This window comes from Gilliamella sp. Fer1-1, assembly GCF_001690825.1.
Classification (GTDB): Bacteria; Pseudomonadota; Gammaproteobacteria; order Enterobacterales; family Orbaceae; genus Gilliamella; species Gilliamella apicola_C.
In genome coordinates, this window is record NZ_LZGX01000011.1 from 19,497 (window position 1) to 33,702 (window position 14,206).

Consider the following 14,206-nt stretch of genomic DNA (forward strand, 5'->3'; position numbering starts at 1 on the left):
AATGTCATCGATTACAGCCTTTTTACCGAGCTCTTTTTCCCAATATTCGCCACTGATTACTGTCTGCTTATTATTGTTTATTGCAATTATGCTATTCTCATTGAGCAAATTAAGAATGGACATTATTGCATTACTGACAATTACAGCCATTACCATCACTGGCGTACTCACGCCATCAGAAGCATTAGCAGGCTTTAGTGATCCCAACATAATCCTAATTGCATTATTATTTATAATTGGAGAAAGCCTTGTAAGAACAGGTATCTCATACAAAATGAGCGAGTATATTCTTAAAATAGCAGGCAAAAACGATATCCGTATTATTATCTATATCATGTTAGGCGTTGCCTTGCTCGGCTCAGTAATGAGCTCAACAGGCGTTGTTGCTATTTTCATCCCTGTTGCTATCAGCATTGCTAATCACACTGGCATTCATGTAAAAAAATTAATGATGCCACTTTGTATTGCTGCTTTAATTAGTGGCATGATGACTTTAGTGGCCACAGCCCCCAACCTAGTTGTCAACAGTGAACTGAGCCACTTTAAACTAACTGAATTTGGTTTTTTTTCAATTACACCAATTGGTTTAGGTGTTTTAGCAGTTGGGATCATTTACTGTGTATTAACTCGAAATTGGTTACTCTCAGCGGAACAAGCCTCCCCCACCAATACCCAGCCACAAAGGCGAAAAATAACCGATTTAATTCGAGACTATAAATTAATTGGTCGTGCACACCGAGCACAGATACTTGCTGGCTCACCTTTTGTGGGGCGCACTATCGATGGTTTACATCTACGTAGTGAACACGGCGTAAATGTGATTGGTATTGAGCGCTGGCGAAAATTTCAAAAAGTACTAATCCCCGTTAATGGATCAACTGAATTTCGTGAAAATGACATTCTATTACTTGACATGTCGCATTCTGAAGCCGACTACCGCACTTTTTTAACCACCAATCACCTTGAACCGAAAGTATTACGTGGCGAATATTTTTCAGAACAAGTTAAAGAAGTCGGCATGGCTGAAGTTGCACTCTTACCAGAATCAACATTATGTGGTAAAACACTCAATGAAATTAATTTTAGGGGAAAATATTTCCTAACTGTCATTGGCATCTGGCGCAATCATGCCCCTGTTGAAACCAACAACTTATTCCAAGAGCGCCTAGAAATGAGCGATACATTATTAGTGTGTGGTGACTGGGGATCGATCCAAAAACTACAAACACGAACAAGCGATTTTGTTGTATTAGATTACCCATCAGATATTGATGATGTCGCACCAGCAAGTTCACAGGCATATGCAGCATTAATTAATTTAGCCATAATGATTCTATTCATGGTTACAGGTATTGTACCAAATGTCGTAGCTGCACTCATTGCCTGCTTATTAATGGGTGCAACACGGTGCATTGACATGGCCAGCGCTTACCGATCAATCCACTGGCCAACATTAATTTTAATCATTGGTATGATGCCCTTTGCACTAGCTCTCAATAAAACAGGAGGGATATCACTTATATCCGTATGGCTCGAAATCCACCTGCGCCATTTTGGTCCCTATATGGTACTAACATTTATTTTTTTATTATGCTCAACAATTGGCTTATTTATATCCAATACCGCAACAGCCATTTTAATTGCACCAATTGCTATTGATTTAGCATTAAAATTTGGCTATTCGCCGTACCCATTTGCTATGACGGTAGCCATTGCCACATCAGCGTCATTTATTACGCCAGTGTCTTCACCAATTAAAACCATGGTAGTAGCACCTGGTGGCTATAGCTTTGGAGATTTTGTCAAAATTGGCGTGCCATTAACGTTTTTGGTGATGGCAGTTGATATTGCACTAGTGCCAATATTCTTACCATTTTAAAACTAAATAATTGTTTATTAATTTGTTTATAACAAAATTATTCCCAATAAAATAGCATCGCTAAACATCCTTGTTTGGCGTGCTAACCTCATACCGTCGGTAGCACATTCTGACACCGTATAAGCACGGTATTAGCCTTTAGGGGGAAAAAACAGTTATTTTTTCATAAAAAAATCAAAATAAAAACTTCAATAAAATCAATGGGTTTTCTGAATGATTTTTAAGCGCCAAATATCCCCATTTTTAACTCTCCCCCAATCGGCTGTGGACGGTTGTTATTTGGCATCAGAATAAACCACCAACGGAGCAAGCCTAGCACACCCGAAAGCATACAAATAAATATCACTCCTTGCTGATTAAAGATTCTTGCTAAAATTTGGGGTATAATTTCTATTATCTTTTAATTATGGATATAACGCTAATGCCACATATAACTAAACCATTAAATATTATTTTTGCTGGCACACCTGATTTTGCCGCGACTCATCTAAAGGCGCTAATTGAGTCTCATCATAATGTGATTGCTGTTTTTACTCAACCCGACCGACCTGCTGGTCGTGGTAATAAGTTAACAGCAAGCCCTGTTAAGCAATTGGCTGTTGAGCATGATATTACTGTTTATCAACCAGTAACGCTTAAAAATGAAGAAAATCAAAAAATTATTGAAAAATTAAATGCTGATATTATGATTGTTGTTGCTTACGGGCTGATTTTACCACAATCTGTACTTGATATGCCTAAATTAGGCTGTTTGAATGTGCATGGTTCATTACTACCACGTTGGCGTGGTGCAGCACCTATTCAACGTGCTTGCTGGGCTGGCGATCAAGTCACAGGTGTTACTATCATGCAGATGGACGCAGGGCTTGATACGGGTGATATGTTATATAAACTTTCTTGCCCAATTGAGCATACCGACACCAGCGCATCACTGTATGAAAAACTAGCCCAATTAGGACCACAAGCGCTACTTGATACATTAGCCTTAATCGGCGAAGGAAGAATCCAACCAGAAAGACAAGATTCATCACAAGCAACTTATGCCGAAAAACTTTCAAAACAGGAGGCAAAACTTAATTGGAGCCTACCTGCTAAGCAACTTGAACGTTGTATTCGCGCTTTTAACCCATGGCCAGTTAGCTATTTTGACATTAATGGTGAGCCGATTAAGGTATGGCAAGCCGATGTTGTTGAAATTGACACAGAACAACCCGCAGGCACTATTTTAAAAGCAGACAAAAATGGTATTTGTATTGCAACTAGCCAAAATGCATTGAATATAACACTTCTACAACCTGCGGGTAAAAAGCCGATGTCAGCGCAAGATTTATTAAATTCTCGTAAAACATGGTTTGTTGTTGGTGAACAACTAAGCATGGGTTAACAATACGTAGGCTCACAATCTAAGCGCTAATATTACAGGATTTCATCCTGTAATATTTATCGTTTTCTCGCCAAAAGTGTAGCAAACCTTAATTTTATTCGGTTACCATGAATATCTGTTTTATGCAATTGGCCAATATCTTCATTATATTTTATGATCTCCCAATCTTGATAATAATTTAATAATTCTTGTTTTTTAAATGTGAATGAAAATCCGATAGAACATGGGTAATCATCCGTTGACATTGCGCAAACAATTAAATTATAACCGCCATATTGGGTAACTTGTTGCATATTATGAATAATATCTGGGATTTTATCGGGTTGTAAAAACATCATCACAACAGTTGAGATAATTAGATCATATTCACCTTTTAAGTTTGCTTGGTTAATATCATAAATCGTAGCATTTATACGTGGCAAATTTTCGTTTGTAATAATTTGTTGTAGATTCTCAATACTTGATTGAGATTTATCTACCGCCTCTACATCAAAGCCTAACCGCTGAAGATAAAGCGAATTACGACCAGATCCACAGCCAAGATCTAACACCCGCCCCCTAGGAATAAATTGACACGCTGACACGACTTCAGAATGCGTCTTAGTCATTTGGTACTTTTTATGCGTGTAATCCTCGGGTTGACAATAAAAAGCGAGTTGGCATTGTAGGTCATTTGACACCTTGGCAATACGGTGCCACTGCTGAGGCAATACAAATGGTGGTTGATGCTCAATATCATAGTGATGTCGACTTATGACCTCGCCTTGCTCAGTTAGCATTTCAAAATCCAAACTACCAGCAATAATATGTAATTTTGCCCAAGTGCCCGCTTGGGTATTGTGCTTTTCGCTAAATGATGGCGGTAAGTTTTGCGCATCCCAAATTGGCAACATTTTATAATTAACTAAGTTTTTCAAATTGCATCATCCTTAAAACAAATTAATAGTTAGCTATTATAGTCAATGGCTAAGCACATAAACAACTCACAGTAACACAAGATAAAATAACAACAAGTTGCGAAACATAAATTTATTGTGGCGCAATTGCCGTTATCAACATATAATCGTCACTATCCTAATCTATTAAAGTAGAAACATTAGAGGAATAATTTATGGGATTTTTAGCAGGTAAGCGCATACTGGTTACTGGTGTTGCAAGTAATCGTTCTATTGCTTATGGTATTGCACAAGCGATGCATCGTGAAGGAGCTGAATTAGCTTTTACTTATCAAAATGATAAATTAAAAACACGTGTTGAAGAATTCGCTGCTGATTTTGGTTCTAAAATCGTTTTACCTTGCGATGTCGCTCACGATGATAGCATCACTGAACTATTTGCAGAACTTGCAAAAACTTGGGATAAATTTGACGGATTTGTCCATGCTATTGCTTTTGCACCTGGCGATCAATTAGATGGCGATTATGTTAACGCAGTAACTCGTGAAGGGTTTGCTATTGCACATGACATCAGCTCTTATAGTTTTGTTGCGATGGCAAAAGCATGCCGATCGATGTTAAATCCAAATTCAGCTTTAGTCACTCTTTCTTATCTAGGTGCTGAACGTGCGATTCCTAACTATAACGTAATGGGCCTAGCTAAGGCATCATTAGAAGCCAATGTTCGTTATATGGCAAATGCCATGGGACCAGAAGGTGTGCGCGTTAATGCCATTTCAGCAGGACCAATTCGTACGCTTGCAGCATCTGGCATTAAAGACTTCAAGAAAATGTTATCTCATTGTGAATCAGTCACGCCAATTCGTCGCACAGTTACTACCGAAGATGTGGGCAATTCGGCTGCGTTTTTATGCTCAAATCTAGCATCTGGCATTACTGGCGAAGTCATCCATGTTGATGGTGGGTTTAGTATTGCTGCAATGAATGAGTTAGAGCTTAAATAAGCTTATGATTTTTCTCTCTCGCCTCAGGCGGGAGAGATTATTCTAGTTATTTATAAGGAATACTATTTGATTACATCTTATATGGGATGATATTGAGCGTTAAACTTGTCTTATTGACTCGAATACTGCATCAATTTATTACAGAATTTAGAGGATAATCAGCTGTTATTTGCCAATAATATAAACAATTAACTGCGTTATGCCAAAAGCTCCTCATCAGTAATTCAAATAGCTTCTATTGGACAAGAATCCCACAAAAACAATAATTATCTATCAATTTTTTTATTTTAAAAAACTTCATAAAACAATTCTATTTGATCATCGATTAAATCATCTCAAAGTTGGACTATTTCTAATATCAATTATCTAGCTAGCGCCAATATTAGAATGAGATCTGTTTATTAAGGGATATTTATCACTTCATCCTGATTAAATATCGAAAGTGAGTAAAATACCTTTATCAAGAATAATACCCAATATTTTTATTTTATTTGAATAAATTGCTTTCATAATGCTACTTGATCATTATACTTTCCTAAAATATTTTTACAAAATAAAAGAGAAATTAGCATACAGATAATCTTTTTTCAGCTAAAATCTATAGCTTATTTGCTCGTTATAGCCCGTTGGAGATAAAATGAAAATAGCAAAAAACACAGTAGTAAGTATAGCATACCAAGTTAGAACGAAAGATGGCGTTCTTGTTGATGAAGCAACAGCAACTGCTCCGCTTGAGTATTTGCATGGCGCAGGAAACTTATTACAAGATCTTGAAAAAGCCTTAGAAAGTCATCAAGTTGGTGATAAATTTGAAGTTGAAATAATTAATGCATATGGTGATTTTAATGATGCACTTGTGCAAAATGTTCCTCGTGATGTGTTTGTCGGTGTTGATGAATTAGAAGTCGGTATGCGCTTTTTTGCTGATACTGAGCATGGTTCTTTACCAGTTGAAATTACCGCTATCGATGGTGATAATATCACGATTGATGGTAATCATATGCTAGCGGGACAAGATCTAAAATTTAACGTTGAAGTATTAGCTATTCGTGAAGCCACAGAAGAAGAAATAGCCCACGGTCATATTCATGGTGAGCATGGGCATGATCATGGTGGTTGCGGTTGTGGTGGCCATGACCATGAAGATGATGATAGTGGTTGTTGTGGCGGAGGCCATGGCGGTTGCGGTTGCCACTAAGTTGTCGTCGTTTAGGATGTAATGATAAAAGCGCTATATAGCGCTTTTTATTTGCCAGATATCCAAAATATTACTTAATAATTTGTGAAATAAATCCCAATATTTTATAACACTGTTTTGTACTGTTAATTTTTCCGTTAATAATCTAGATTTTGCTATTATTGGAATTTAGCATTATGTCTTCACAACCAGCTTCGTTGATGCCACGGGAAAAGCTGTTAAAATTTGGCGTTGAAACTCTCAGTGATGCAGAATTACTTGCACTTTTTTTACGAACAGGCACCAAAGGCTTACCTGTTTTAGAACTATCACAAAAATTGTTAAATGAGTTTGGTTCTTTTTATAATTTAATTAATGCAAGCCATAGTGATTTTTGCAAAAAGCAGGGGTTAGGCACAGCAAAATACACCCAACTAAAAGCTGTTGTCGAGCTGTCACATCGATATCTAAAAGTTAAAATATCCAATGAAAACTCACTGACTTCACCAGCACTAACCCACCATTATTTAGCTAGCCGTTTGGCAGATAAAGAACGTGAGGTTTTTATGGTGATTTTTCTAGATAACCAAAATCATGTTATTTCATCAGAAGAAATGTTTATCGGTACCTATAATTGTGTAGAAGTTCACCCTCGAGAAATCGCTAAACGAGCATTACAATATAATGCCGCTGCATTAATTTTGGCACACAACCACCCTTCAGGCATAGCCGAACCAAGTCAAGCTGACCGTGCGCTAACAGTAAAAATAGATCAAGTTTGTAACTTGATTGATATTCGTATTATTGATCACCTTGTAATTGGTAAAGGCGAATATGTCTCTTTTGCCGAACGGGGATGGATTTGATAGCCATTTTTACTTACAATATAGCATATATATTATATGCATACATAAGCCTGTTTTTATGAATCAACAACTAGAATTACTTGAAACTAAAGTTGCTTTTCAAGAAGTTACCATTGAGGAATTAAACCGTATGGTAACAACCCTTCAAGCAGATATCAGCAAATTAAAAGAGCAATTGACTTTATTATCACAAAAGCTACAAGCAACACAATCATCGAATATTGCCAACTTATCGGAAGAAACACCACCACCTCATTATTAGCTAACTACACTTACATCGATAATTGTTATTCACCTGCCTTAGTTAGTTGATAATTCTTTAGCATCATTTAACTGACAACTAACTTTAAATAAGGTTGGCACTTTATAATTTAAAATATAATTACAATAAGTGTAAATGAGAAAATAAAAAACCGGCATATAGCCGGTTTTAATACGCAATGATTTAATAATTATTCAGCTGTTGCTTCTGCTTCTACTGCAGGGCGATCAACTAATTCGATATAAGCCATTGGAGCATTATCTCCATCACGGAAACCACATTTTAAAATACGTACATAACCACCAGGACGGGTAGCAAAACGTGGGCCTAAATCTGAAAATAATTTCTTCACTGTATCTTTATCACGGATACGAGCAAAAGCCAGACGGCGATTAGCTACGCTATCGCTTTTGGCTAGCGTAATTAACGGTTCAACAACACGACGCAACTCTTTTGCTTTAGGCAATGTAGTTTTGATGATTTCATGTTCAACAAGTGAACTTGTCATGTTACGAAACATTGCTTGACGATGGCTGCTATTTCGGTTCAGTTGACGACCACTTTTACGATGGCGCATAACTTTATCCTTCTTATATAAATTTTATCTTAGTCTTCAACAATACTTGCTGGTGGCCAATTCTCAAGACGCATGCCTAAAGATAAGCCACGAGAGGCGAGCACATCCTTAATTTCAGTAAGCGATTTCTTACCAAGATTAGGAGTTTTAAGTAACTCAACTTCAGTACGTTGCACTAAATCACCAATATAATGAACTGCTTCTGCTTTTAAGCAATTAGCAGACCGAACAGTTAATTCCAAATCATCTACTGGACGTAAGAGAACTGGATCAAATTCCGGTTTATCTTCTTTCACTTCTGGTTGACGCACATCACGTAAATCAACGAAAGCTTCAAGTTGTTCAGCCAAAATAGTTGATGCACGACGAATAGATTCCTCAGGATCGATAGTCCCATTTGTTTCCATATCGATAACAAGCTTATCTAAATCCGTACGTTGTTCCACACGAGCAGCATCAACAGAATATGCGATACGCTCTACAGGGCTATAACATGCATCAACTAACAAACGACCTATTGGTCGTTCTTCATCTTCTGACTTAACGCGAGCAGAAGCAGGGACATAACCACGTCCTCGTTGTACACGAATACGCATACTAATTGAAGCATTGGCATCAGTAAGATGACAAATTACTAAATCAGGATTAACAATTTCAACATCACCATCGTGAGTGATATCAGATGCGGTTACTGCACCAATACCTGATTTATTTAACGTCAGCATAACATCATCTTTAGTATGTACACGCACTGCTAATTTTTTTAAATTAAGCAAAATATCAAGTACATCTTCTTGAACGCCTTCTTTAGTACTGTACTCATGCAGAACACCGTCAATTTCAACTTCGGTTACTGCATATCCCGGCATAGATGATAATAAAATGCGGCGTAGTGCATTACCTAAAGTATGACCAAAACCACGTTCAAGTGGCTCTAAAGTCACTTTGGCGTGTGTTTGGCTGTATTGAACAACATCAACTAGGTGAGGTTTTAAAAACTCTGTTACAGAACCCTGCATTATGTCCTCTCTTAAGTGCTAAACTTTACTTAGAGTAAAGTTCGACGATCAAATGTTCGTTGATGTCAGCAGATAAATCTGAACGTTCTGGTAAGCGTTTAAATACGCCTTCCATTTTGCTAGCATCAACTTCTAACCATGTTGGTTTTTCACGTTGTTCAGCTAACTCTAAAGCGGCTTTAATACGTGCTTGTTTTTTTGACTTTTCGCGAACACTAATCACATCTTCAGGTGAAACTTGGTAAGATGCAATATTTACAACGCGACCATTAACAAGAACAGCTTTATGACTAACTAATTGACGAGCTTCAGCGCGAGTAGCACCAAATCCCATGCGATAAACAACGTTATCTAAGCGACGTTCTAAAAGACCAAGTAGGTTTTCACCTGTATTGCCTTTAATACGCGCTGCGCTTTTGTAGTAATTACGGAATTGACGTTCTAAAATTCCATAAATACGTCTAACTTTTTGTTTTTCACGTAACTGAACACCATAATCTGATAAACGCGGTTTACGCGCACCATGTTGCCCAGGAGCTTGTTCTAATTTACATTTACTGTCAACCGCTCGGACACCAGATTTAAGGAATAAATCTGTACCTTCACGACGACTTAATTTGAGTTTTGGTCCCAAATATCTTGCCATTTTATTTCTCCAATAATCCTAAACATTCAATGTTTAATAAATTAAACACGACGTTTCTTTGGTGGACGACAACCGTTATGAGGAATCGGAGTAACATCAGTAATGTTAGTGATGCGATAGCCCGCAGCATTTAATGCACGAATTGTTGACTCACGACCAGGACCAGGTCCTTTTACCATAACTTCCAGATTCTTAATTCCGTAATCTTTGACAGCTTCAGCACAACGTTCCGCTGCTACTTGAGCTGCAAAAGGTGTTGACTTACGAGAGCCACGGAAACCAGAACCACCAGCGGTTGCCCAACCTAACGCATTACCTTGACGATCGGTAATAGTTACGATTGTATTGTTGAATGATGCATGAATATGAGCTATACCATCAGAAACTTGCTTTTTTACACGTTTACGTGTACGAACAGGTGTCTTTGCCATTTAATTATACCTCAATTATTTCTTGATTGGCTTACGCGGTCCCTTACGGGTACGAGCGTTAGTCTTTGTGCGTTGACCGCGAACAGGAAGCCCACGACGGTGACGCATGCCACGATAACAACCAAGGTCTAATAAACGCTTGATACTCATAGTTACTTCTCGACGTAAATCACCTTCAACGGTAAATTTAGCGACTTGTTCACGTAACTTTTCAATCTGATCTTCAGATAGTTCTCTGATCTTAACATTTTCAGGAATACCGGCTTCAGAACAAATTGTCTTAGCACGGGTAGCTCCAATACCATAAATCGCTTGTAAAGCAATCACAGCATGTTGTTGATCAGGAATGTTAATGCCTGCTATACGGGCCACTATGCACTCCTTTATTGTTAATGTTTAGCAAATTCACCATACTGAAAAGCCCGTTTTCAGGATACTCAAACGGTGAATTCACAACTAAATCTAAGCTGGCTATTCTAGCCAGCTTTACTATACTTTGGCAAGTAAAATATGCAAATCAACTTCTAGTTAAATAAATTAACCTTGACGTTGTTTATGTTTACCTTCAACGCAAATAACACGAACAATGCCATTACGTTTAATGATTTTACAATTTCTGCATAATTTCTTGACTGAAGCACGAACTTTCATATTTTTCTCCGTAACTTCTGGCTAACTTATCGACCGTAGCCTTTAAGATTCGCTTTCTTTAACATTGACTCATAACGATTTGGCATCATTAAAGTCTGTACTTGTGCCATAAAATCCATGATTACAACAACAACAATTAATAACGATGTTCCACCAAATTGAACCGGAACTTTCATTGCACTTGTCATAAACATCGGAATCAAACAAACAACAGTAATATATATCGCACCAATTAGTGTTAAACGAGTCATCACTTTGTCAATATACTTAGATGTTTGTTCGCCTGGGCGGATACCTGGAATAAATGCACCAGATTTTTTAAGCTGATCTGCTGTTTCCCTCGGATTGAAAACCAATGCTGTATAAAAGAAACAAAAGAAGATAATTGCCGCCACAAAAAAGATTATATATAACGGTTCATCATGAGAGAAATATTGATAGATAAGTACCATAATATATCTCCAGCCTTCACCATCTCCTTGGAACCAAGAAGCCATCATAGATGGTAACATAACAATTGTTGAAGCAAATATTGCAGGAATGACACCTGCCATATTAATCTTTAATGGTAAATGCGTGCTTTGCGCCGCATAAATACGACGACCTTGTTGTCGCTGTGCATAGTTAACAACAATACGACGTTGACCACGCTCAACAAAAACAACAAAATAAGTCACACCAACCACTAAGGCAGCGACCACTAATAGTAAAATCGGATGCAGTGAACCAGAACGAGCTTGTTCAATAGTTTCATAAATTGCATGAGGAAGACCAGCCACAATACCAGCAAAGATAATGATCGAAATACCATTGCCTACGCCTCGCTCTGTGATCTGCTCACCTAGCCACATAAGAAACATAGTGCCAGTAACTAAGCTAACCGATGCAATAAAATAGAAAGAAAATCCAGGATTAATCACTACATGACCATACTCTGGATGATTAGGTAAACCAGTCGCAATACCAACAGCCTGCACTATCGCTAACCCTAATGTGCCATAACGCGTATACTGACTAATTTTCTTACGACCTGATTCACCTTCTTTCTTCAATTCTGCCAATTTAGGACTAATTGTAGTTAATAGCTGCACTATAATCGATGCAGAAATATAAGGCATTATCCCTAAAGCAAAAATTGAAGCACGGCTTAAAGCACCACCAGAGAACATATTGAACATACCAACAATACCATTTGAAGATGCTTTTGCTAGTAAGTCCGATAACGCTTTAGTATCAATACCAGGAACTGGAACATAAGAACCTAGACGAAAAACAATAAGCGCTAAAAGCACAAACATTAAGCGTCTTGTAAGCTCACCGCTACCACTTCGTGCTCTTTGAAAATCTAATCCTGGTTGCTTTGCCATCTTTCTAATTATTCCTCAATTTTTCCGCCAGCAGCTTCAATTGCAGCTTTAGCACCTTTAGTTACTCGAATACCACGAACAGTTACTGGTTTAGTTACTTCGCCAGATAACATGATTTTTGCATATTCGATATGTGAATTAATCACATTTGCAACTTTTAAGCTATTTAAGTCAACAATATCGCCTTCAACCTTCATCAAATCAGAAAGACGAACTTGAGCTGTAACTAAAGCTTTACGTGAGGTAAAACCAAATTTTGGTAAACGACGATATAAAGGCATTTGACCACCTTCAAAGCCACGGCGAACGCCACCACCTGAACGAGATTTTTGACCTTTAACACCACGAGTACCTGTTTTACCTAACCCAGAACCAATTCCTCGGCCTAGGCGTTTCGGTGCATGCTTTGAACCTTCAGCAGGAGATAAAGTATTTAAACGCATTACTATTACTCCTCAACTTTAACCATGTAATAAACTTGGTTTACCATACCGCGAATTGCAGGAGTATCCTCACGCTCAACAGTATGACCAATACGACGTAATCCTAATCCAACTAACGTTGCTTTATGCTTCGGTAGACGACCAATAGAACTACGGGTTTGTGTAATTTTAATTGTTTTTGCCATGGTTAATTACCCCAAAATTTCTTCGACGGTTTTACCACGCTTAGCAGCAACCATTTCTGGTGATTTCATATTTTCTAAGCCATCAATAGTTGCACGAACCACATTAATTGGGTTAGTAGAACCATATGCTTTAGCTAGAACGTTACGAACACCAGCAACTTCTAAAACGGCACGCATCGCACCACCAGCGATAATACCGGTACCTTCTGATGCTGGTTGCATATAAACACGAGAACCTGTGTGAGCACCTTTAACTGGATGCTGTAAAGTATCGTTGTTTAAAGCAACATTAATCATATTACGACGTGCTTTTTCCATTGCTTTTTGAATTGCTGCTGGCACTTCACGTGCTTTACCATATCCAAAACCTACGCGGCCATTACCGTCACCAACAACTGTTAGTGCAGAAAAACTAAAAATACGACCACCTTTTACGGTTTTAGAAACTCGGTTAACTGCGATTAGTTTTTCCTGCAGTTCACCAGCTTGTTTTTCGATGTTTGACATCTTTAACTCCTACCTTAGAACTGTAGGCCAGCTTCGCGAGCAGCATCTGCTAGCGCCTGAACTCGACCATGATATTGGAAACCTGAACGATCAAATGAAACTTCTTTGATATCTTTCGCTAATGCACGCTCTGCAATTGCTTTACCAACCGCCGCTGCTGCATCTTTGTTTCCGGTGTATTTTAAACTTTCACTGATAGCTTTTTCTAATGTAGAAGCGGCTGCCAGTACTTCTGATCCGTTTGGTGCGATAATTTGCGCATAAATATGACGCGGAGTGCGGTGAACTACCAAGCGAGTTGCAAGTAATTCATGCATCTTGCGACGCGCTTTAGTTGCACGACGGATACGAGCTGATTTCTTATCCATAGTGTTACCTTACTTTTTCTTAGCTTCTTTAGTACGCACAACTTCATCTGCGTAACGAACACCTTTACCTTTATAAGGTTCAGGACGACGATAAGCACGGATATCTGCAGCCACTTGTCCAATTAACTGTTTATCAGCACTTTTCAGTACAATTTCAGTTTGAGAAGGACATTCAGCTGACACACCTGCAGGTAATTGATGTTCAATTGGATGTGAATATCCAAGAGATAAACCAATTGCATTACCTTTAACTTGTGCACGATAACCGACACCAACTAGCTGAAGTTTTTTAGTAAAACCTTCAGTAACACCAATAACCATCGCATTAATCAATGCACGAGCCGTACCAGCTTGAGCCCAAGCATCAGCAAAGCCATCGCGAGGAGCAAATTTAATTTGACCCTCTTCTTGATTAATCACAACAGCATTATTTATTGTGCGAGATAATTCGCCATTTTTACCTTTAATCGTAATTACCTGACCATCGAGTTTTACCTCTACGCCAGCAGGAACAACGACAGGTGCTTTTGCAACACGAGACATT

19 protein-coding genes are annotated in these 14,206 nt (G+C 38.2%); 6 read left to right on the top strand and 13 right to left on the bottom strand.

The window, feature by feature from the left end:
• The first annotated feature begins 1 nt into the window (after position 1).
• Positions 2-1,879 carry an SLC13 family permease gene (locus A9G28_RS01255; protein ID WP_081301475.1) on the top strand — a complete coding sequence of 626 codons (1,878 nt, stop codon included), beginning with the start codon at positions 2-4 and terminating at the stop codon, positions 1,877-1,879.
• A 430-nt stretch (positions 1,880-2,309) separates the two neighbouring features.
• Positions 2,310-3,263: a methionyl-tRNA formyltransferase gene (gene fmt, locus A9G28_RS01260; protein WP_065579553.1), complete on the top strand. Its 954-nt coding sequence runs from the start codon at positions 2,310-2,312 to the stop codon at positions 3,261-3,263.
• A gap of 56 nt (positions 3,264-3,319) precedes the next feature.
• Here the strand turns inward: fmt and tehB are convergent, their stop codons facing one another.
• Complete coding sequence (gene tehB, locus A9G28_RS01265) at positions 3,320-4,180, bottom strand: SAM-dependent methyltransferase TehB (RefSeq protein WP_065567143.1); 861 nt, start codon at positions 4,178-4,180, stop codon at positions 3,320-3,322.
• A gap of 194 nt (positions 4,181-4,374) precedes the next feature.
• On the opposite strand from tehB, the gene fabI reads away from it, so the two are divergent.
• The 4 genes from fabI (at position 4,375) to A9G28_RS01285 (ending at position 7,468) form a co-directional block, all read left to right on the top strand.
• Positions 4,375-5,163: an enoyl-ACP reductase FabI gene (gene fabI, locus A9G28_RS01270; RefSeq protein WP_065567144.1), complete on the top strand. Its 789-nt coding sequence runs from the start codon at positions 4,375-4,377 to the stop codon at positions 5,161-5,163.
• 637 nt (positions 5,164-5,800) lie between these two features.
• Positions 5,801-6,361, top strand: a complete 561-nt coding sequence (gene slyD / locus A9G28_RS01275) for a peptidylprolyl isomerase (protein WP_065567146.1) — start codon at positions 5,801-5,803, stop codon at positions 6,359-6,361.
• Between the two features lie 176 nt (positions 6,362-6,537).
• Positions 6,538-7,206 (top strand): RadC family protein, encoded by a 669-nt coding sequence (radC, locus tag A9G28_RS01280; protein WP_065567147.1) that lies wholly within the window; start codon positions 6,538-6,540, stop codon positions 7,204-7,206.
• 58 nt (positions 7,207-7,264) lie between these two features.
• A complete protein-coding gene (locus A9G28_RS01285) occupies positions 7,265-7,468 on the top strand; it encodes a SlyX family protein (protein ID WP_065567148.1) in 204 nt (67 codons plus the stop codon).
• Between the two features lie 190 nt (positions 7,469-7,658).
• On the opposite strand, the gene rplQ is transcribed toward A9G28_RS01285, so the two are convergent.
• From rplQ to rplF, 12 genes are all read right to left on the bottom strand, one after another.
• A complete protein-coding gene (gene rplQ, locus A9G28_RS01290; RefSeq protein WP_065558593.1) occupies positions 7,659-8,045 on the bottom strand; it encodes a 50S ribosomal protein L17 in 387 nt (128 codons plus the stop codon).
• Between the two features lie 29 nt (positions 8,046-8,074).
• The gene (locus A9G28_RS01295; protein ID WP_065567149.1) at positions 8,075-9,064 is read right to left on the bottom strand and encodes a DNA-directed RNA polymerase subunit alpha; all 990 of its coding nucleotides are present in this window, start codon (positions 9,062-9,064) and stop codon (positions 8,075-8,077) included.
• A gap of 25 nt (positions 9,065-9,089) precedes the next feature.
• Positions 9,090-9,710: a 30S ribosomal protein S4 gene (gene rpsD / locus A9G28_RS01300; protein WP_065567150.1), complete on the bottom strand. Its 621-nt coding sequence runs from the start codon at positions 9,708-9,710 to the stop codon at positions 9,090-9,092.
• A gap of 41 nt (positions 9,711-9,751) precedes the next feature.
• Positions 9,752-10,141: a 30S ribosomal protein S11 gene (gene rpsK, locus A9G28_RS01305; RefSeq protein ID WP_025314405.1), complete on the bottom strand. Its 390-nt coding sequence runs from the start codon at positions 10,139-10,141 to the stop codon at positions 9,752-9,754.
• Between the two features lie 15 nt (positions 10,142-10,156).
• Positions 10,157-10,513, bottom strand: a complete 357-nt coding sequence (gene rpsM, locus A9G28_RS01310; RefSeq protein WP_065567151.1) for a 30S ribosomal protein S13 — start codon at positions 10,511-10,513, stop codon at positions 10,157-10,159.
• 165 nt (positions 10,514-10,678) lie between these two features.
• Positions 10,679-10,792, bottom strand: a complete 114-nt coding sequence (rpmJ, locus tag A9G28_RS01315) for a 50S ribosomal protein L36 (protein ID WP_025314403.1) — start codon at positions 10,790-10,792, stop codon at positions 10,679-10,681.
• Positions 10,793-10,818: 26 nt separating this feature from the next.
• Complete coding sequence (gene secY, locus A9G28_RS01320) at positions 10,819-12,159, bottom strand: preprotein translocase subunit SecY (protein WP_065567152.1); 1,341 nt, start codon at positions 12,157-12,159, stop codon at positions 10,819-10,821.
• A gap of 8 nt (positions 12,160-12,167) precedes the next feature.
• Positions 12,168-12,602, bottom strand: coding sequence for a 50S ribosomal protein L15 (gene rplO, locus A9G28_RS01325; protein WP_065567153.1), 435 nt, complete (start codon positions 12,600-12,602; stop codon positions 12,168-12,170).
• A 5-nt stretch (positions 12,603-12,607) separates the two neighbouring features.
• Positions 12,608-12,787, bottom strand: coding sequence for a 50S ribosomal protein L30 (gene rpmD / locus A9G28_RS01330; RefSeq protein ID WP_025314400.1), 180 nt, complete (start codon positions 12,785-12,787; stop codon positions 12,608-12,610).
• Between the two features lie 6 nt (positions 12,788-12,793).
• Positions 12,794-13,294 (bottom strand): 30S ribosomal protein S5, encoded by a 501-nt coding sequence (rpsE, locus tag A9G28_RS01335; RefSeq protein WP_025314399.1) that lies wholly within the window; start codon positions 13,292-13,294, stop codon positions 12,794-12,796.
• A 14-nt stretch (positions 13,295-13,308) separates the two neighbouring features.
• The gene (rplR, locus tag A9G28_RS01340) at positions 13,309-13,662 is read right to left on the bottom strand and encodes a 50S ribosomal protein L18 (RefSeq protein ID WP_025314398.1); all 354 of its coding nucleotides are present in this window, start codon (positions 13,660-13,662) and stop codon (positions 13,309-13,311) included.
• A gap of 9 nt (positions 13,663-13,671) precedes the next feature.
• Complete coding sequence (gene rplF / locus A9G28_RS01345; RefSeq protein ID WP_065567154.1) at positions 13,672-14,205, bottom strand: 50S ribosomal protein L6; 534 nt, start codon at positions 14,203-14,205, stop codon at positions 13,672-13,674.
• Between the last annotated feature and the right edge of the window lies 1 nt (position 14,206).

Coding starts and splice junctions, on each gene's coding strand:
- A9G28_RS01255 (WP_081301475.1), top strand. CDS start 2: ATGTCATCGATTACAGCCTTTTTACCGAGCTCTTTTTCCCAATATTCG.
- fabI (WP_065567144.1), top strand. CDS start 4,375: ATGGGATTTTTAGCAGGTAAGCGCATACTGGTTACTGGTGTTGCAAGT.
- slyD (WP_065567146.1), top strand. CDS start 5,801: ATGAAAATAGCAAAAAACACAGTAGTAAGTATAGCATACCAAGTTAGA.
- radC (WP_065567147.1), top strand. CDS start 6,538: ATGTCTTCACAACCAGCTTCGTTGATGCCACGGGAAAAGCTGTTAAAA.
- A9G28_RS01285 (WP_065567148.1), top strand. CDS start 7,265: ATGAATCAACAACTAGAATTACTTGAAACTAAAGTTGCTTTTCAAGAA.
- rplQ (WP_065558593.1), bottom strand. CDS start 8,045: ATGCGCCATCGTAAAAGTGGTCGTCAACTGAACCGAAATAGCAGCCAT.
- A9G28_RS01295 (WP_065567149.1), bottom strand. CDS start 9,064: ATGCAGGGTTCTGTAACAGAGTTTTTAAAACCTCACCTAGTTGATGTT.
- rpsD (WP_065567150.1), bottom strand. CDS start 9,710: ATGGCAAGATATTTGGGACCAAAACTCAAATTAAGTCGTCGTGAAGGT.
- rpsK (WP_025314405.1), bottom strand. CDS start 10,141: ATGGCAAAGACACCTGTTCGTACACGTAAACGTGTAAAAAAGCAAGTT.
- rpmJ (WP_025314403.1), bottom strand. CDS start 10,792: ATGAAAGTTCGTGCTTCAGTCAAGAAATTATGCAGAAATTGTAAAATC.
- secY (WP_065567152.1), bottom strand. CDS start 12,159: ATGGCAAAGCAACCAGGATTAGATTTTCAAAGAGCACGAAGTGGTAGC.
- rplO (WP_065567153.1), bottom strand. CDS start 12,602: ATGCGTTTAAATACTTTATCTCCTGCTGAAGGTTCAAAGCATGCACCG.
- rpmD (WP_025314400.1), bottom strand. CDS start 12,787: ATGGCAAAAACAATTAAAATTACACAAACCCGTAGTTCTATTGGTCGT.
- rpsE (WP_025314399.1), bottom strand. CDS start 13,294: ATGTCAAACATCGAAAAACAAGCTGGTGAACTGCAGGAAAAACTAATC.
- rplR (WP_025314398.1), bottom strand. CDS start 13,662: ATGGATAAGAAATCAGCTCGTATCCGTCGTGCAACTAAAGCGCGTCGC.
- rplF (WP_065567154.1), bottom strand. CDS start 14,205: ATGTCTCGTGTTGCAAAAGCACCTGTCGTTGTTCCTGCTGGCGTAGAG.